The sequence below is a fragment of the Pseudomonas sp. GD03903 genome, from assembly GCF_029840045.1.
GTDB classification, from domain to species: domain Bacteria; phylum Pseudomonadota; class Gammaproteobacteria; order Pseudomonadales; family Pseudomonadaceae; genus Pseudomonas; species Pseudomonas pseudonitroreducens.
Genome location: NZ_JAOCBT010000004.1, coordinates 335,202 through 352,654 on the forward strand (window position 1 = coordinate 335,202; position 17,453 = coordinate 352,654).

The window sequence follows — 17,453 nt, forward strand, 5'->3', positions numbered from 1 at the left end:
CCATGGACATCAAACGTTCAATCCTATTCGTCGCCCTGGCAATCGTGTCCTATGCGCTGGTACTCCAGTGGAACAAGGACTACGGCCAGCCCGAACTGCCGGCACAGACCGCGACCTTCAACCAGACTGAAGGCCTGCCGGACACTTCCGTGCCAGCCGGCAACGCGGCCAATGCCGACGTACCCAGCACGCAGAACGCCCAGGCTGCCCTGCCCAACGAGCAGAAACCTGCAGCAGCCAGCGAACAGCTGATCCGCGTGAAGACCGATGTCCTTGACCTGACCATCGACCCGCGCGGCGGCGACGTGATCAAGCTCGGCCTGACCCAGTACCCGCTGCGCCAGGATCGCCCGGACGTACCGTTCCCGCTGTTCGAGCGTGACAACCAGCGCACCTACCTGGCCCAGAGCGGCCTGACCGGTGCCAATGGCCCGGATGCCGCCGCCAGCGGTCGCCCGCTCTACGCTTCGGCCAAGCCGGTGTATGAACTGGCCGATGGCCAGGACCAGATGGTCGTCGACCTGACTTATGCACAGGATGGCGTCAACTACATCAAGCGCTTCACCTTCCACCGCGGCCTGAAAAACGACTGCACCGAGAAGGAAAAGGCACAGAAGAAGCTCGAGTGCATCAACCCCAATGCCTATCAGGTGGGCGTGACCTACCTGATCGACAACCAGAGCGACAAACCGTGGAACGCCTCGCTGTTCGCCCAGCTCAAGCGTGACGCCAGCGTCGATCCGTCCTCCACCACTGCGACCGGCGTATCGACCTACCTCGGCGCCGCAGTCTGGACCCCTGAAAAGCCCTACGTGAAAGTGTCCATGAAGGACATGGACAAGGAGCAGTTCAAGGAAACCGTCCAGGGTGGCTGGGTAGCCTGGCTGCAGCACTACTTCGTTACCGCCTGGGTGCCTGCCAAGGGCGACACCCACAGCGTGATGACCCGCAAGGATGCCCAGGGCAACTACATCGTCGGCTACACCGGTCCGAACCTGAGCGTTGCGCCAGGTGCCAAGGGCGAAACCAGCCTGACCCTGTATGCCGGCCCGAAACTGCAGGCTTACCTGAAGGAACTCTCCCCGGGCCTGGAACTGACCGTTGACTACGGCCCGCTGTGGTTCATTGCCCAGCCGATCTTCTGGCTGCTGCAACATATCCACAACCTGGTGGGTAACTGGGGCTGGTCGATCATCTTCCTGACCATCGTCATTAAACTGGCCTTCTTCCCGCTGTCCGCCGCCAGCTACCGCTCCATGGCCCGCATGCGCGCCGTGTCGCCGAAACTGGCTGCCCTGAAGGAACAGCACGGCGATGATCGCCAGAAGATGTCCCAGGCGATGATGGAGCTGTACAAGAAAGAGAAGATCAATCCGCTGGGCGGCTGCCTGCCGATCCTGGTGCAGATGCCAGTCTTCCTCTCGCTGTACTGGGTGCTTCTGGAAAGCGTCGAGATGCGCCAGGCTCCGTGGCTGGGCTGGATCGTCGACCTCTCGGTGAAGGATCCGTTCTTCATCCTGCCAATCATCATGGGCGCCACCATGCTGGTTCAGCAGATGCTCAACCCGACGCCGCCGGACCCCATGCAGGCCAAGGTGATGAAGCTGATGCCGATCATCTTCACCTTCTTCTTCCTGTGGTTCCCGGCCGGTCTGGTCCTGTACTGGGTTGTGAACAACTGCCTGTCCATCGCACAGCAGTGGTACATTACCCGTCGGATCGAAGCGGCAACGAAGAAGGCTTCTGCCTGATATCGCAGTCTGATGCCGATCAACAAGACGCCCCCTCGTGGGGCGTTTTGCTATGTGGATAACTTGCTTGCCGGCAAGCCACGACAACCACCGCGAGACCGCTAAGATGAATGCAGCCCGTGAAACCATTGCCGCCGTCGCCACCGCCCAGGGCCGTGGCGGAGTGGGCATCGTCCGCGTCTCCGGTCCGCGCGCGCGCGCCATGGCAATCACCCTCAGCGGCCGCGAGCCCCAGCCGCGCTACGCCCACTATGGACCGTTCCACGCCGATGACGGCGAGGTCATCGACGAAGGCCTGCTGCTGTACTTCCCCGGCCCGAATTCCTTCACCGGCGAGGATGTACTCGAGCTGCAGGGCCATGGCGGCCCGGTGGTAATGGACATGCTGCTGCAGCGCTGTCTGGAACTGGGCGCACGCCAGGCGCGCCCCGGCGAGTTCAGCGAGCGTGCCTTCCTCAACGACAAGCTGGACCTGGCCCAGGCCGAAGCCATTGCCGACCTCATCGAGGCCAGCTCCGCCCAGGCCGCACGCAATGCGGTGCGCTCGCTGCAAGGCGAGTTTTCCCGCCGTGTGCATAGCCTCACCGACCAACTGATCGGGCTGCGCATGTACGTCGAGGCCGCCATCGACTTTCCCGAAGAGGAAATCGACTTCCTCGCCGATGGGCACGTACTCTCACAACTGGATGCGGTGCGCGCCGAGCTTGCTTCGGTGCTGCGTGAAGCGGGCCAAGGTGCGCTGTTGCGCGACGGCATGACCGTGGTGATCGCCGGACGTCCCAATGCCGGCAAATCCAGCCTGCTGAACGCCCTGGCGGGCCGCGAGGCAGCCATCGTCACCGATATCGCCGGCACCACCCGCGACGTTCTGCGCGAACATATCCACATCGACGGCATGCCGCTGCACATCATCGATACCGCCGGCCTGCGCAGTACCGATGACCATGTGGAAAAGATCGGCGTGGAACGCGCGCTCAAGGCTATCAACGAAGCAGATCGAGTGCTCCTGGTCGTGGACTCCACAGCGCCGGAAGCCAGCGATCCTTTCGCCCTGTGGCCTGAATTCCTCGATAGCCGCCCCGATCCGGCGCACGTGACCCTGATCCGCAACAAGGCGGACTTATCCACAGAGAACATCTCTCTCGAAGAGAGCGCCGACGGCCACGTCACCATCACCTTGTCCGCCCGTTCCGGCCATGGCCTGGATCTGCTGCGCGAGCACCTCAAGGCCTGCATGGGCTTCGAACAGACTGCCGAGAGCAGCTTCAGCGCCCGCCGCCGCCACTTGGAAGCCCTGCGCCTGGCTGGAGACAGCCTCGAGCACGGCCGCGCACAGCTCACCCTGAGCGGCGCGGGCGAACTGCTGGCCGAGGATCTGCGTCAAGCGCAGCAAGCGCTGGGGGAGATTACCGGCGCCTTTACGCCGGACGACCTTCTGGGCCGGATCTTCTCCAGCTTCTGCATCGGCAAGTAATCCACAACCCAGCCTTTCCCTACCGGTGACGGAACCATTCCGTCGCCGCGCGTCCTGTCGCCTCCGTTTTCCCTCTGGAACATCTATCCACAGCCACGAATTCAGCTTATGCCCAGTGGTACGCGGCTTTCAGGGAATAAAAGGTACCTTCCACAGGCGTTCGCGAACCCTGTGGAAAAGTACCGTACAGCTAAGTAGACAACCCCTGCGCGATCCTGTTGATAAATCTACCTGTTGATAACATGGCACTTCATCCACAGGCTGAACACGGGAGATCCCCTGCAACCTGACAGCATCGACACAGGGTTGTTATCGGCTGAAACAGTGATGATTCCTGGCCTGCATCAGCTTATCCACAGAAAACCGCTTCACCATACATAAACACAAGCTCTAAAAAGATTTAAAAAAGTTCCTCTCTTTTATTTTCTATAACGGCGAACAGTACCCATTGGCTATTTTTTGTTCAGCGCCTTCAATCGAAAGCCCTTAAGCCCTATACTGTCCGGCTCTCTTCTTTCTCCTTGATCAACAGGCACGAGGTGCGTGGTGGATTTCCCTTCCCGTTTTGACGTGATCGTGATCGGCGGCGGCCATGCCGGCACAGAGGCCGCTCTAGCGGCCGCACGCATGGGCGTGAAGACGCTGCTGCTCACCCACAATGTGGAAACCCTTGGCCAGATGAGCTGTAACCCTGCCATCGGTGGGATCGGCAAAAGCCATCTGGTAAAGGAAATCGATGCGCTGGGCGGCGCCATGGCACTGGCCACCGATAAAGGCGGCATTCAGTTCCGTGTGCTGAACAGCCGCAAAGGCCCGGCAGTCCGTGCGACCCGCGCCCAGGCAGACCGCGTTTTGTACAAGGCAGCCGTGCGCGAGATCCTGGAAAACCAGGCGAACCTGTGGATATTCCAGCAGGCCTGTGATGACCTGATCGTCGAACAGGACCAGGTGCGCGGTGTAGTGACCCAGATGGGCCTGAAATTCCACGCAGACAACGTCGTGCTCACCGCCGGTACTTTCCTCGGTGGACTTATCCACATCGGCCTGGAGAACTATTCCGGTGGCCGTGCCGGTGATCCGCCTTCGATTGCCCTGGCCCGACGCCTGCGCGAACTGCCGCTGCGAGTCGGCCGTCTGAAGACCGGCACCCCGCCGCGTATCGACGGTCGCAGTGTCGATTTCAGTGTGATGACCGAGCAGCCCGGCGATACGCCGATCCCGGTAATGTCCTTCCTCGGCTCGAAGGAAATGCATCCGCGCCAGGTGAGTTGCTGGATCACCCACACCAACTCGCGGACCCACGAGATCATTGCCTCCAACCTCGATCGCTCGCCCATGTACTCCGGCGTGATCGAAGGTGTCGGCCCGCGCTACTGCCCGTCTATCGAAGACAAGATCCATCGCTTCGCCGACAAGGACAGCCATCAGGTGTTCCTCGAGCCGGAAGGCCTCACCACCCATGAGCTGTACCCGAACGGCATTTCCACATCGCTGCCCTTCGATGTGCAGCTGGACATCGTCCGCTCGATCCGCGGCATGGAAAACGCGCACATCATTCGCCCGGGTTACGCCATCGAGTACGACTACTTCGATCCGCGCGACCTGAAGTACAGCCTGGAGACCAAGGTCATTGGCGGTCTGTTCTTTGCCGGCCAGATCAACGGCACCACCGGCTACGAAGAGGCCGGCGCCCAGGGCCTGCTCGCCGGAACCAACGCCGCGTTGCGTTCACAGAGCCGCGAAAGCTGGTGCCCCCGCCGTGACGAGGCCTACATCGGCGTACTGGTCGACGACCTGATTACCCTGGGTACCCAGGAGCCGTACCGCATGTTCACGTCGCGCGCCGAGTACCGGCTGATTCTGCGCGAGGACAACGCGGACCTGCGCCTAACCGAGAAAGGCCGCGAACTGGGCCTGATCGACGACGAACGCTGGGCGGTGTTCGAGGCCAAGCGCGAAGGCATCGAACGTGAAGAGCAGCGACTGAAGAGCACCTGGGTTCGCCCGAACACTCCGCAGGGCGATGCCATCGCCGAGCGCTTCGGGACTCCACTGGCTCACGAATACAACCTGTTGAACCTGCTGGCACGTCCGGAAATCGACTACGTAAGCCTGGCGGAGGTGACTGGCGCCGGCGCGGAAGACCCGCAGGTCGCCGAACAGGTGGAGATCCGCACCAAGTACGCCGGCTACATCGATCGCCAACAGGAAGAGATCGCTCGCCTGCGGGCCAGCGAAGATACCCGCCTGCCTGTGGATATCGATTACCAGTCGATTTCCGGACTGTCCAAGGAGATCCAGCTGAAGCTGGGCAACGCGCGACCGGAAACCCTCGGTCAGGCCGGGCGTATTCCAGGCGTAACCCCGGCAGCGATCTCGCTGTTGCTGATCCATCTGAAGAAACGTTCCTCCGGCCGTCAGCTGGAGCAGAGCGCCTGATGTCCATGGTCACTGCCCGCCACGCCGAAGAACTCGCGCGCGGCATCCAGACGCTCGGCCTGGATATCGACGCTGCCACCCAACAACGCCTGCTGGATTACCTGGCCCTGCTGGCAAAGTGGAACAAGGCCTACAACCTCACCGCCGTGCGCGATGTGGATGAAATGGTCTCGCGCCACCTGCTCGACAGCCTGAGCATCGTCCCGCAGTTCGAAGCCGCCGGCGGTGAGCGCTGGCTGGACGTCGGCAGTGGCGGCGGCATGCCCGGCATTCCGCTGGCTATCCTGTTCCCCGGCAAATCGCTGACCCTGCTCGACAGCAACGGCAAGAAAACCCGCTTCCTCACCCAGGTGAAGCTGGAGCTCAAGCTCGACAACCTGCAGGTTATCCACAGTCGGGTGGAAGCCTTCCAACCCGAGCTGCCGTTCAACGGCATTGTTTCCCGGGCGTTCAGCAGCCTGGAAGACTTCACAAACTGGACACGTCACCTGGGCGACACCCAGACCAACTGGCTGGCCATGAAAGGCGTACACCCCAGCGACGAGCTCGCGGCACTCCCGGAAGATTTCCAGGTCGAAGCCGAACGCGCTCTGGCGGTGCCGGGTTGCCAAGGCCAGCGCCATCTGCTGATACTGCGCCGCACTGCATGACGGGGAGTGGGGAAAACCATGGCTAAGGTATTCGCGATCGCCAACCAGAAGGGCGGCGTCGGCAAGACCACGACCTGTATCAACCTTGCAGCATCGCTGGTCGCTACCAAGCGACGCGTGCTGTTGATCGACCTCGATCCACAGGGCAACGCCACCACCGGCAGCGGTGTGGATAAGTTGGCGCTGGATCACTCGATCTACGATGTGCTCACTGGCGAATGCGATCTGGCCCAGGCCATGCAGTTCTCCGAGCACGGCGGCTACCAGCTGCTGCCCGCCAACCGCGACCTCACGGCTGCGGAAGTGGTACTGCTGGAAATGGACGTGAAGGAACATCGCCTGCGCCATGCGCTGGCGCCGATCCGCGAGAACTACGACTTCATCCTCATCGACTGTCCGCCGTCGCTGTCGATGCTGACGGTCAACGCCCTGTCCGCTGCGGACGGCGTGATCATCCCCATGCAGTGCGAGTACTACGCGCTGGAAGGGCTGACCGACCTGATGAACAGCATCCAGCGCATCGCCGAGCGGTTGAATCCGGCGCTGAAGATCGAAGGCCTGCTGCGCACCATGTACGACCCGCGCATCAGCCTGACCAACGACGTCAGCGCACAACTGCAGGAACACTTCGGCGACAAGCTCTACACCACCGTGATTCCGCGCAACGTGCGATTGGCCGAGGCGCCCAGCTTCGGCATGCCGGCGCTGGTCTACGACAAGCAATCCCGCGGTGCCCTCGCCTACCTGGCGCTGGCCGGCGAGCTGGTGCGCCGTCAGCGCGCCGCCCGCACCACCGCCCCCGCCTAAGAGATTAAGGAACCCGCATGGCCGCCAAGAAACGAGGTCTCGGACGCGGGCTGGACGCCCTGCTCAGTGGCTCCAGCGCCGCTACGCTGCAGGAAGAAGCCGTTCAGGTGGACAGCAGGGAGCTGCAACACCTGCCGCTGGACCTGATCCAGCGCGGCAAGTACCAGCCTCGCCGTGACATGGACCCGCAGGCCCTCGAGGAACTCGCCCAGTCGATCAAGGCCCAGGGCGTGATGCAACCCATCGTGGTGCGCCCGATCGGCAATGGCCGCTACGAAATCATTGCCGGCGAGCGCCGCTGGCGCGCCACCCAGCAGGCGGGCCTGGACAAGATCCCGGCGATGGTCCGTGAAGTGCCGGACGAAGCTGCCATCGCCATGGCGCTGATCGAGAATATCCAGCGCGAAGACCTCAATCCGATCGAGGAAGCTGCTGCGCTGCAGCGCCTGCAGCAGGAGTTCCAGCTGACTCAGCAACAGGTTGCCGATGCCGTGGGCAAATCCCGCGTGACGGTGGCCAACCTGCTGCGCCTGATTGCCTTGCCGGAAGAGATCAAGACGCTGCTATCCCACGGCGATCTGGAAATGGGTCATGCCCGCGCCCTGCTCGGACTGCCCGAGAATCGCCAGGTTGAAGGTGCGCGACATGTTGTCGCACGCGGCTTCACTGTGCGTCAGACGGAAGCACTGGTACGCCAGTGGCTCAACGCTCCCGAGGAACCTGTCAAAGCGGTCAAGAGCGATCCTGACATCAGCCGCCTCGAACAGCGCCTGGCCGAGCGCCTGGGCGCTCCGGTGCAGATTCGCCATGGCCAGAAGGGCAAGGGCCAGTTGGTGATCCGCTACAACTCCCTCGACGAGCTGCAGGGTGTGCTCGCCCACATACGCTGATACGAAAGGCTATGTAGGGGGTCGTCGGAAATCACTACCTGACGGTTGAACGGGTATGCGGCGCCCCCTATACTCTGCGCGCAATTTTGTCGGCACAAAGTATGCCAAGTTGTTGATTTGTGAAGCCGACACCAGAGGACTGTGAGCTAAAGATGGAACCCCGCAAGCCCACTCGTTTGCCCTTCCATCGCCAACCGGCTTTTCGCCTGTTGCTCGTCCAGCTGGTGGTGCTGCTTATCGGTGCAGCAACCCTGTGGTTTGCCCAGGGATCGGTCGCAGGCTATTCCGGATTGCTCGGTGGTCTGATTGCGTGGTTGCCGAATCTGTACTTTGCTCGCAAGGCGTTCCGCTACAGTGGCGCGCGTTCTGCCCAGCTGATAGTCCGGTCCTTTTATGCCGGTGAGGCGGGAAAACTGATACTGACGGCAGTGCTCTTCGCACTGACGTTCGCAGGTGTGAAGCCCCTGGCGCCGCTGGCGCTGTTCGGCCTCTACCTGCTGACCCTCGCGGTCAGCTGGTTTGCACCCCTGCTGATGCGAAACACATTTACAAGACCTTAGAGCGATTGAGGCAAACATGGCAGCAGAAAGCGCTTCGGGTTACATCCAGCACCACTTGCAGAACCTGACCCTGGGTCGTCTGCCGGATGGTTCCTGGGGGTTCGCCCACACCGCCGAACAAGCCAAGGAAATGGGCTTCTGGGCATTCCACGTTGATACCCTGGGCTGGTCCGTATTCCTCGGCCTGGTGTTCATCCTTATCTTCCGCATGGCAGCCAAGAAGGCCACCAGCGGTCAACCTGGCGGCCTGCAGAACTTCGTCGAAGTTCTCGTGGAGTTCGTCGACGGCAGCGTGAAGGACACCTTCCACGGCCGTAACCCGCTCATCGCACCGCTGGCGCTGACCGTGTTCGTCTGGATCTTCCTGATGAACCTGATCGACCTGGTGCCCGTGGACTTCCTGCCGCTCGCGGCCCAGGCGGTCACCGGTAACGAGCACCTGTTCTTCCGCGCCGTGGCCACCACCGACCCGAATGCCACCTTCGGCATGTCGATCGCGGTGTTCGCGCTGATCATCTTCTACAGCATCAAGGTCAAGGGCATCGGCGGCTTCCTCGGCGAACTGACCCTGCACCCGTTCCACAGCAGCAACATGGTGGTTCAGATCATCCTGATCCCCGTGAACTTCCTGCTGGAGTTCGTGACCCTGATCGCCAAGCCGGTATCCCTGGCACTGCGTCTGTTCGGCAACATGTACGCCGGCGAGCTGATCTTCATCCTGATCGCCGTGATGTTCGGTTCCGGCATCCTCTGGCTGGGCGGCATGGGCGTCGTGCTGAACTGGGCGTGGGCAGTGTTCCACATCCTGATCATCACCCTGCAGGCCTTCATCTTCATGATGCTGACCATCGTCTACCTGTCGATGGCCCACGAAGACAGCCACTGATCCAAAGATTCTATGCGCCCTCTCCCCTGCGGGAGTGGGCGTAAGAAGAGCTTCACCACCTTAACTTGCTTCAACCTTTAACCAACACGACAAAAAAGTCGGGAGGAAAAATGGAAACTGTAGTTGGACTCACTGCTATCGCCGTTGCACTGCTGATCGGTCTGGGCGCTCTGGGTACCGCCATCGGCTTCGGCCTGCTGGGCGGCAAGTTCCTGGAAGGCGCTGCTCGCCAGCCGGAAATGGTTCCGATGCTGCAGGTCAAAATGTTCATCGTCGCCGGCCTGCTCGACGCCGTGACCATGATCGGCGTTGGTATCGCTCTGTTCTTCACCTTCGCTAACCCGTTCATTGCTCAGGTTGCCCACTAATTTCCGAACAGCGGAAATCTGTGACTGAACAACGAACGAGCGAGGTATTGGCGTGAACATTAATGCAACTCTGATCGGCCAGGCCATCGCGTTCGCCATCTTCGTCCTGTTCTGCATGAAGTTCGTATGGCCTCCGGTCATCGCGGCTCTGCACGAGCGTCAGAAGAAGATCGCCGACGGCCTGGACGCTGCCAACCGCGCGGCTCGTGACCTGGAACTGGCTCACGAGAAAGCGGGTCAGCAACTGCGCGAAGCCAAGGCTCAGGCAGCCGAAATCATCGAGCAGGCGAAGAAGAGCGCTAACCAGATCGTTGACGAAGCCCGTGATCAGGCCCGTGCCGAAGGTGATCGCATGATCGCCCAGGCCAAAGCCCAGATCGAACAGGAGCTCAACAGCGTCAAAGACGCCCTGCGTGCCCAAGTGGGTGCCCTGGCTGTCTCCGGCGCCGAGAAGATCCTTGGTGCTTCGATCGATGCCAACGCGCAAAAGCAGCTGGTTGATCAACTGGCCGCCGAGATCTAAGCAGAGGGCGATATGGCAGAACTGACCACATTGGCTCGTCCTTACGCGAAGGCGGCTTTCGAGTACGCCCAGGCTCATCAGCAATTGGCCGACTGGTCTGCTGCTCTGGGTGTGCTGGCTGCAGTGTCGCAGGACGACACCGTGCGCCAGCTGCTCAAAGAGCCTCAGCTGACCGCAGCCGCCAAGGCTGACGCGCTGATCGACGTGTGTGGCGACAAGCTCAATGCTCCGGCCCAGAACTTCGTCCGGACTGTGGCTGAAAACAAGCGGCTCGACCTGCTGCCGACCATCTTCGTGATGTTCGAGCAACTCAAGGCCGAGCAGGAAAAATTGGTCGAGGTCGAGGTCACCAGTGCCTTCGCCCTGGACCAGCAACAGCAGGACAAACTCGCCAAGGCTCTCAGCGCCCGGCTCAGTCGCGAAGTGCGACTTCATGCGTCGGAAGACGCGAGCCTGATCGGCGGCGTGGTTATTCGCGCCGGTGACTTGGTAATCGATGGCTCGGTGCGCGGCAAAATCGCGAAACTGGCCGAAGCGTTGAAATCTTGAGTTTGAAGGGGCAGCGGCATGCAGCAACTCAATCCTTCCGAAATTAGTGAAATCATCAAGGGGCGCATCGAGAAACTCGACGTCGCCTCGCAAGCGCGCAACGAAGGCACCATCGTCAGTGTTTCCGATGGCATCGTGCGCATCTTCGGTCTGGCCGACGTCATGTACGGCGAGATGATCGAATTCCCGGGCGGCGTCTACGGTATGGCGCTGAACCTGGAGCAAGACTCCGTTGGTGCTGTGGTACTGGGTGAATACCAGGACCTCAAAGAAGGCATGAATGCCAAGTGCACCGGCCGCATCCTGGAAGTCCCGGTTGGTCCGGAACTGCTGGGCCGCGTTGTCGACGCCCTGGGTAACCCGATCGATGGCAAAGGCCCGATCGATGCCAAACTGACCGACGCTGTCGAGAAAGTGGCACCGGGCGTGATCTGGCGTAAGTCGGTAGACCAGCCGGTTCAGACCGGTTACAAGTCGGTCGACGCCATGATCCCGGTTGGCCGTGGCCAGCGCGAGCTGATCATCGGTGACCGTCAGATCGGTAAAACCGCTCTGGCCATCGACGCCATCATCAACCAGAAGAACAGCGGCATCCGCTGCGTCTACGTTGCCATCGGTCAGAAGCAATCGACCATCGCCAACGTCGTTCGCAAGCTGGAAGAAAACGGCGCCCTGGCCAACACCATCGTGGTGGTTGCCAGTGCTTCCGAATCCGCTGCTCTGCAATACCTGGCTCCGTACTCCGGTTGCACCATGGGCGAATTCTTCCGCGACCGCGGTGAAGATGCCCTGATCGTGTACGACGACCTGTCCAAGCAGGCCGTGGCCTACCGCCAGATCTCCCTGCTGCTGCGCCGTCCGCCGGGCCGCGAAGCTTACCCGGGCGACGTGTTCTATCTCCACAGCCGTCTGCTGGAGCGCGCTTCCCGCGTTTCCGAAGAGTATGTCGAGAAGTTCACCAACGGCGAAGTGAAAGGCAAGACTGGTTCCCTGACCGCCCTGCCGATCATCGAAACCCAGGCTGGCGACGTTTCTGCGTTCGTTCCGACCAACGTGATCTCCATCACCGACGGTCAGATCTTCCTGGAATCCGCCATGTTCAACTCGGGTATCCGTCCGGCCGTCAACGCCGGTATCTCGGTATCCCGTGTTGGTGGCGCGGCCCAGACCAAGATCATCAAGAAGCTGTCCGGCGGTATCCGTACCGCGCTGGCCCAGTACCGTGAACTGGCGGCCTTCGCCCAGTTCGCCTCGGACCTGGACGACGCGACCCGCAAGCAGCTGGAACATGGTCAGCGCGTTACCGAGCTGATGAAGCAGAAGCAATACGCGCCGATGTCCATCGCCGAGATGTCGCTGTCCCTGTATGCCGCCGAGCGTGGCTTCCTGCAGGACGTCGAGATCGCCAAGGTGGGCGCCTTCGAACAAGCGCTGATCGCCTACTTCCAACGTGAGAACGCCGCTCTGCTGGCGAAGATCAACGAGAAGGGTGACTTCAACGACGAAATCGACGCAGGCATCAAGGCCGGCATCGAGAAGTTCAAGGCCACCCAAACCTGGTAAGCCGCAGCGGGGGTCGCTAGCGACCCCCGCCTGCTAAACCGATAGGTGTGAAATGGCAGGCGCAAAAGAGATTCGCAGCAAGATTGCGAGCATCAAAAGCACGCAAAAAATCACCAATGCCATGGAAAAGGTGGCGGTGAGCAAGATGCGCAAGGCACAAATGCGCATGGCGGCCGGCCGTCCCTACGCGGAGCGCATTCGCCAGGTGATCGGCCATCTGGCCAACGCCAACCCGGAATACCGTCACCCGTTCATGGTCGAGCGTGAAGTAAAACGCGTCGGCTACATCGTGGTGAGCTCCGACCGTGGCCTGGCTGGCGGCCTGAACATCAACCTGTTCAAGGCGCTCGTCAAGGACATGAGCGGGCAGCGCGATCGTGGCGCGGAGATCGACCTCTGCGTGATCGGCTCCAAGGGTGCATCCTTCTTCAAGAGCTATGGCGGCAACGTGGTTGCAGCTATCAGCCACCTGGGCGAAGAGCCGTCGATCAATGATCTGATCGGCAGCGTCAAGGTCATGCTGGATGCCTACCTGGAAGGTCGTATCGATCGCCTGTACGTGGTTTCCAACAAGTTCGTCAACACCATGACCCAGAAGCCGACCGTGGAACAATTGATTCCGCTGGTGGCCGAGGACAATGCCGAGCTGAAGCACCACTGGGACTACCTCTACGAACCCGACGCCAAGGCCCTCCTCGACGGCCTGCTGGTGCGCTACGTGGAATCCCAGGTGTACCAGGCCGTGGTTGAGAACAACGCCTGTGAGCAGGCGGCCCGGATGATTGCAATGAAGAACGCTACCGACAACGCCGGTGATCTGATCAGTGGTCTGCAACTGATCTACAACAAGGCACGTCAGGCGGCGATCACCCAGGAAATCTCGGAAATCGTCGGCGGCGCTGCCGCGGTGTAAGAACAGGTTCAAAATTCAGAGGAACCAGACATGAGTAGCGGACGTATCGTTCAAATCATCGGCGCCGTGATCGACGTGGAATTCCCGCGCGATGCCGTGCCGAGCATCTACGAGGCCCTGAAAGTTCAGGGCGTCGAAACCACTCTGGAAGTTCAGCAGCAGCTGGGCGACGGCGTGGTTCGTTCCATTGCGATGGGTTCCACCGAAGGCCTCAAGCGTGGCCTGAACGTGGAAAGCACCGGCGCAGCCATCTCCGTCCCGGTCGGCACCAAGACCTTGGGCCGTATCATGGACGTGCTGGGCAACCCGATCGACGAAGCGGGTCCGATTGGCGAAGAAGAGCGCTGGGGTATTCACCGCGACGCTCCGTCCTACGCTGACCAGGCTGGCGGCAACGACCTGCTGGAAACCGGCATCAAGGTTATCGACCTGGTCTGCCCGTTCGCCAAGGGCGGTAAAGTCGGTCTGTTCGGTGGTGCCGGTGTTGGCAAGACCGTAAACATGATGGAACTGATCCGTAACATCGCCATGGAGCACAGCGGTTACTCTGTGTTCGCTGGTGTGGGTGAGCGTACTCGTGAGGGTAACGACTTCTACCACGAGATGAAGGATTCCGGCGTACTGGACAAGGTAGCCCTGGTTTACGGCCAGATGAACGAGCCGCCGGGCAACCGTCTGCGCGTTGCACTGACCGGCCTGACCATGGCCGAGAAGTTCCGTGACGAAGGCCGTGACGTACTGCTGTTCATCGACAACATCTACCGTTACACCCTCGCCGGTACCGAAGTATCCGCACTGCTGGGCCGTATGCCTTCCGCAGTAGGTTACCAGCCGACCCTGGCCGAAGAGATGGGCGTTCTGCAGGAGCGCATCACCTCCACCAAGAAAGGCTCGATCACCTCGATCCAGGCCGTCTACGTTCCCGCGGACGACCTGACCGACCCGAGCCCGGCGACCACCTTCGCCCACTTGGACGCCACCGTCGTACTGTCCCGTGACATCGCCTCGCTGGGTATCTACCCGGCCGTCGATCCGCTGGACTCGACTTCCCGTCAGCTGGACCCGCTGGTCATCGGCCAGGATCACTACGACACCGCTCGTGGCGTGCAGTACGTTCTGCAGCGCTACAAGGAGCTGAAGGACATCATCGCGATCCTCGGCATGGACGAACTGTCCGAGTCCGACAAGCTGCTGGTGGCCCGTGCTCGTAAGATCCAGCGCTTCCTGTCCCAGCCGTTCTTCGTGGCTGAAGTATTCACCGGCTCGCCGGGCAAATACGTCTCCCTGAAGGACACCATCGCTGGCTTCAAAGGCATCCTCAACGGCGACTACGATCACCTGCCCGAGCAGGCGTTCTACATGGTCGGCGGCATCGAAGAAGCCATCGAGAAAGCGAAGAAGCTGTAATCCGTGCGCCCGGCAACGGGCGCTTACGTGAGGCAAGGGTATGGCTATTACTGTCCACTGCGACATCGTCAGCGCCGAAGCGGAGATCTTCTCCGGTCTGGTAGAGCTGGTCGTAGCGCACGGCTCGCTGGGCGATCTGGGTATCGCTCCGGGCCACGCGCCGCTGATCACCGAGCTCAAGCCGGGTCCGATCCGCCTGGTGAAGCAGGGTGGCGAGCAGGAGGTGTACTACATCTCCGGCGGCTTCCTCGAAGTACAGCCGAACATGGTCAAGGTTCTCGCCGACACCGTGATTCGTGCAGGCGACCTCGACGAAGCGGCTGCCCAGACCGCACTGAAGGAAGCTGAGAAGGCTCTGCAAGGTAAAGGTGCAGAGTTCGACTACAGCTCCGCCGCAGCCCGCCTGGCCGAAGCCGCAGCGCAACTGCGCACGGTCCAGCAGGTTCGCAAGAAGTACGGCGGCTAAGCCGCGAAGTCCTTCGGGACTTCAGCGTCAAATAGGAAAAGGGTAGCCTTGGCTACCCTTTTTCTTTTTCCACACGCGGGTAATCCCGCTCACCAGGACGGTCTCCCACTCATGTCTCTCGAAATCGTCATTCTCGCTGCCGGCCAGGGCACTCGCATGCGCTCGGCCCTGCCGAAAGTCCTGCATCCGGTCGCTGGCAAACCGATGCTCGCCCACGTGATCGACACCGCCCGCGGCCTCGGCCCGTCGCGCATCCATGTGGTGATTGGCCATGGTGCCGACCTGGTGCGTGAACGCCTGCAGGCGGATGACCTGAATTTCGTGATCCAGGAACAGCAGCTGGGCACCGGCCACGCTGTGGCACAGGCAGCCCCGTTCCTCAGTGCAGACAACGTGCTGATCCTCTACGGTGACGTGCCGTTGATCGAGCAGCCGACCCTGGAGCGCCTGATGGCCCAGGCCACGCCGCAGCAGCTGGCGCTGCTGACGGTCGAGCTGGACGATCCGACCGGCTACGGCCGCATCATCCGTGGTGCCGATGGCGAGGTCCGGGCGATCGTCGAGCAGAAGGACGCCACCCCCGAGCAGCGCACCATCCGCGAAGGCAACACCGGTATTCTCGCCGCCCCGCGCCAGCAACTGCTGGGCTGGCTGGCGCGCCTGTCCAACTCCAACGCCCAGGGCGAGTACTACCTCACCGACGTCATTGCCATGGCGGTAGGTGACGGCCTGCGCGTGGCCACTGCCCAACCGCAGGTGGCCATGGAAACCCAAGGCGCCAACGATCGCCTGCAGCTCTCCGAACTGGAGCGCTTCTTCCAGCAGCGCGTGGCGCGCCGCCTGATGGCCCAGGGTGTGACCCTGATCGACCCGGCGCGCTTCGACGTGCGTGGCGAAGTCAGCGTCGGCCGCGACGTCAGCATCGACATCAACGTGATTCTCGAAGGCCAGGTGGAGATCGAGGACGACGTGCAGATCGGCCCGAACTGCTACATCAAGGACAGCACCCTGCGCCGCGGCGCCATCATCAAGGCCAACTCGCACCTGGAAGGCGCCCATGTCGGCCCCGACAGCGATGTCGGCCCGTTCGCCCGCTTGCGTCCGGGCAGCGTGCTGGAGCGCAAGGTGCATGTGGGTAACTTTGTCGAGCTGAAGAATGCCCACCTGCAGGACGGCGTGAAGGTCGGCCACCTGACCTACCTGGGCGACAGCGAGGTCGGTGCGCGCTCCAACATCGGCGCCGGCACCATTACCTGCAACTACGATGGCGCCAACAAGTGGCGTACCAGCATCGGCGAGGACGTTTTCATCGGCTCCAACAATTCGCTGGTGGCGCCTGTGGATATCGGTACCGGGGCCACGACTGGTGCGGGCTCCACCATCACCGCCGACGTTCCGGCCGGCACTCTGGGCGTCGGCCGTGCCAAGCAGCGGGTGATCGAAGGCTGGAAGCGCCCGGAAAAGATCAAGAAATCCTGATTCACAACGCATCGTCCTGTGGGTAAGTCGTTATCCACAGGGCGATGGCGTCACTCGATTATCCACAGCCTGCTTCGCCTTCGGCGCAGTAGCTGGTTATCCCTGGAGTTTTCCCGGCCATGCTTGGCGTCGCCATCCTGATCTTTCTGATCACCGACCCGTTCGGCAACATCGCGGTCTTCCTTGCCGCCCTCAAGTCGGTCCCCGCCGAACGCCGTCTGAAGGTGGCACTGCGCGAACTGCTGTTTGCCCTAGGTCTGCTGCTGCTGTTCCTGACCCTGGGCGAGCACATACTCACCGGGCTCGGGCTTTCGAAGGAAGCTACCGGCATCGCCGGCGGCATCATCCTCTTCGTGGTCGCCATGCGCCTGATCTTCCCAACCCCCCAGGGTGTGCTGGGCGACATGCCGGACAATGAACCGCTGTTCGTGCCGTTGGCTACGCCGGCGGTGGCGGGGCCTTCCGCCCTGGCGATGCTGATCACCCTGCGCAGCACCTACACTGGACCGTTGTGGGAGCTCTACCTGGCGGTAATCCTGGCCTGGGCCGCGACTGCCTTCATCCTGATGCAGGCCGCGTTCCTCCAGCGCTTCCTCGGCCCACGGGGGCTGATGGCCGTGGAACGTCTGGCCGGCATGCTGCTGATTATGCTCAGCGTCAACATGCTCCTGCAGAACGTGCGCAGCTTCCTGCACATCGCAGCCTGATGCTCTTCTCCTGAGAACCGC

General features: G+C 61.6%; 17 protein-coding genes. All 17 read left to right on the forward strand.

The genetic code is table 11. The features are described 5' to 3' along the window. Positions 1-2: 2 nt before the first annotated feature. The 17 genes from yidC (at position 3) to N5C91_RS08655 (ending at position 17,432) form a co-directional block, all read left to right on the forward strand. Entirely contained in the window at positions 3-1,751 is a 1,749-nt protein-coding gene (gene yidC, locus N5C91_RS08575; RefSeq protein ID WP_236172334.1) for a membrane protein insertase YidC, read from the forward strand. Between the two features lie 106 nt (positions 1,752-1,857). Beyond that, positions 1,858-3,225, forward strand: coding sequence for a tRNA uridine-5-carboxymethylaminomethyl(34) synthesis GTPase MnmE (gene mnmE / locus N5C91_RS08580; RefSeq protein ID WP_279829077.1), 1,368 nt, complete (start codon positions 1,858-1,860; stop codon positions 3,223-3,225). 546 nt (positions 3,226-3,771) lie between these two features. Next, positions 3,772-5,664, forward strand: a complete 1,893-nt coding sequence (gene mnmG, locus N5C91_RS08585; RefSeq protein ID WP_279829079.1) for a tRNA uridine-5-carboxymethylaminomethyl(34) synthesis enzyme MnmG — start codon at positions 3,772-3,774, stop codon at positions 5,662-5,664. Further along, entirely contained in the window at positions 5,664-6,314 is a 651-nt protein-coding gene (gene rsmG / locus N5C91_RS08590) for a 16S rRNA (guanine(527)-N(7))-methyltransferase RsmG (protein WP_279829081.1), read from the forward strand. Before mnmG ends, rsmG begins: the two co-directional genes overlap by 1 nt. Positions 6,315-6,332: 18 nt before the next feature. Next, the gene (locus N5C91_RS08595; RefSeq protein WP_236172339.1) at positions 6,333-7,121 is read left to right on the forward strand and encodes a ParA family protein; all 789 of its coding nucleotides are present in this window, start codon (positions 6,333-6,335) and stop codon (positions 7,119-7,121) included. Between the two features lie 17 nt (positions 7,122-7,138). Beyond that, positions 7,139-8,011: a ParB/RepB/Spo0J family partition protein gene (locus tag N5C91_RS08600; protein WP_236172340.1), complete on the forward strand. Its 873-nt coding sequence runs from the start codon at positions 7,139-7,141 to the stop codon at positions 8,009-8,011. 152 nt (positions 8,012-8,163) lie between these two features. Continuing rightward, positions 8,164-8,571 carry a F0F1 ATP synthase subunit I gene (locus N5C91_RS08605; protein ID WP_236172341.1) on the forward strand — a complete coding sequence of 136 codons (408 nt, stop codon included), beginning with the start codon at positions 8,164-8,166 and terminating at the stop codon, positions 8,569-8,571. A 16-nt stretch (positions 8,572-8,587) separates the two neighbouring features. Next, positions 8,588-9,457, forward strand: coding sequence for a F0F1 ATP synthase subunit A (gene atpB, locus N5C91_RS08610; protein ID WP_017518843.1), 870 nt, complete (start codon positions 8,588-8,590; stop codon positions 9,455-9,457). Between the two features lie 110 nt (positions 9,458-9,567). Continuing rightward, positions 9,568-9,825, forward strand: coding sequence for a F0F1 ATP synthase subunit C (atpE, locus tag N5C91_RS08615; protein WP_043256731.1), 258 nt, complete (start codon positions 9,568-9,570; stop codon positions 9,823-9,825). Between the two features lie 52 nt (positions 9,826-9,877). Beyond that, positions 9,878-10,348, forward strand: coding sequence for a F0F1 ATP synthase subunit B (locus N5C91_RS08620; protein ID WP_017518842.1), 471 nt, complete (start codon positions 9,878-9,880; stop codon positions 10,346-10,348). Positions 10,349-10,360: 12 nt separating this feature from the next. Next, positions 10,361-10,897: a F0F1 ATP synthase subunit delta gene (locus tag N5C91_RS08625; RefSeq protein ID WP_024765001.1), complete on the forward strand. Its 537-nt coding sequence runs from the start codon at positions 10,361-10,363 to the stop codon at positions 10,895-10,897. 18 nt (positions 10,898-10,915) lie between these two features. Then, positions 10,916-12,460 carry a F0F1 ATP synthase subunit alpha gene (gene atpA, locus N5C91_RS08630; RefSeq protein ID WP_045213785.1) on the forward strand — a complete coding sequence of 515 codons (1,545 nt, stop codon included), beginning with the start codon at positions 10,916-10,918 and terminating at the stop codon, positions 12,458-12,460. A 52-nt stretch (positions 12,461-12,512) separates the two neighbouring features. Continuing rightward, positions 12,513-13,373 carry a F0F1 ATP synthase subunit gamma gene (gene atpG / locus N5C91_RS08635; protein WP_017518839.1) on the forward strand — a complete coding sequence of 287 codons (861 nt, stop codon included), beginning with the start codon at positions 12,513-12,515 and terminating at the stop codon, positions 13,371-13,373. Between the two features lie 30 nt (positions 13,374-13,403). Beyond that, complete coding sequence (gene atpD, locus N5C91_RS08640; protein ID WP_045213787.1) at positions 13,404-14,780, forward strand: F0F1 ATP synthase subunit beta; 1,377 nt, start codon at positions 13,404-13,406, stop codon at positions 14,778-14,780. Between the two features lie 40 nt (positions 14,781-14,820). Then, positions 14,821-15,246, forward strand: coding sequence for a F0F1 ATP synthase subunit epsilon (locus tag N5C91_RS08645; RefSeq protein ID WP_017518837.1), 426 nt, complete (start codon positions 14,821-14,823; stop codon positions 15,244-15,246). A 111-nt stretch (positions 15,247-15,357) separates the two neighbouring features. Further along, positions 15,358-16,725 (forward strand): bifunctional UDP-N-acetylglucosamine diphosphorylase/glucosamine-1-phosphate N-acetyltransferase GlmU, encoded by a 1,368-nt coding sequence (gene glmU, locus N5C91_RS08650; RefSeq protein WP_279829098.1) that lies wholly within the window; start codon positions 15,358-15,360, stop codon positions 16,723-16,725. A gap of 119 nt (positions 16,726-16,844) precedes the next feature. Beyond that, positions 16,845-17,432 (forward strand): MarC family protein, encoded by a 588-nt coding sequence (locus N5C91_RS08655; RefSeq protein WP_017518835.1) that lies wholly within the window; start codon positions 16,845-16,847, stop codon positions 17,430-17,432. Positions 17,433-17,453: the final 21 nt, after the last annotated feature.

Bases quoted from the DNA above. Each gene is read 5' to 3' on its own strand.
- N5C91_RS08605 (WP_236172341.1), top strand. From the start codon at position 8,164: ATGGAACCCCGCAAGCCCACTCGTTTGCCCTTCCATCGCCAACCGGCT.
- atpB (WP_017518843.1), top strand. From the start codon at position 8,588: ATGGCAGCAGAAAGCGCTTCGGGTTACATCCAGCACCACTTGCAGAAC.
- mnmE (WP_279829077.1), top strand. From the start codon at position 1,858: ATGAATGCAGCCCGTGAAACCATTGCCGCCGTCGCCACCGCCCAGGGC.
- rsmG (WP_279829081.1), top strand. From the start codon at position 5,664: ATGTCCATGGTCACTGCCCGCCACGCCGAAGAACTCGCGCGCGGCATC.
- N5C91_RS08625 (WP_024765001.1), top strand. From the start codon at position 10,361: ATGGCAGAACTGACCACATTGGCTCGTCCTTACGCGAAGGCGGCTTTC.
- yidC (WP_236172334.1), top strand. From the start codon at position 3: ATGGACATCAAACGTTCAATCCTATTCGTCGCCCTGGCAATCGTGTCC.
- atpG (WP_017518839.1), top strand. From the start codon at position 12,513: ATGGCAGGCGCAAAAGAGATTCGCAGCAAGATTGCGAGCATCAAAAGC.
- atpA (WP_045213785.1), top strand. From the start codon at position 10,916: ATGCAGCAACTCAATCCTTCCGAAATTAGTGAAATCATCAAGGGGCGC.
- atpE (WP_043256731.1), top strand. From the start codon at position 9,568: ATGGAAACTGTAGTTGGACTCACTGCTATCGCCGTTGCACTGCTGATC.
- atpD (WP_045213787.1), top strand. From the start codon at position 13,404: ATGAGTAGCGGACGTATCGTTCAAATCATCGGCGCCGTGATCGACGTG.
- N5C91_RS08600 (WP_236172340.1), top strand. From the start codon at position 7,139: ATGGCCGCCAAGAAACGAGGTCTCGGACGCGGGCTGGACGCCCTGCTC.
- N5C91_RS08595 (WP_236172339.1), top strand. From the start codon at position 6,333: ATGGCTAAGGTATTCGCGATCGCCAACCAGAAGGGCGGCGTCGGCAAG.
- N5C91_RS08655 (WP_017518835.1), top strand. From the start codon at position 16,845: ATGCTTGGCGTCGCCATCCTGATCTTTCTGATCACCGACCCGTTCGGC.
- glmU (WP_279829098.1), top strand. From the start codon at position 15,358: ATGTCTCTCGAAATCGTCATTCTCGCTGCCGGCCAGGGCACTCGCATG.
- N5C91_RS08645 (WP_017518837.1), top strand. From the start codon at position 14,821: ATGGCTATTACTGTCCACTGCGACATCGTCAGCGCCGAAGCGGAGATC.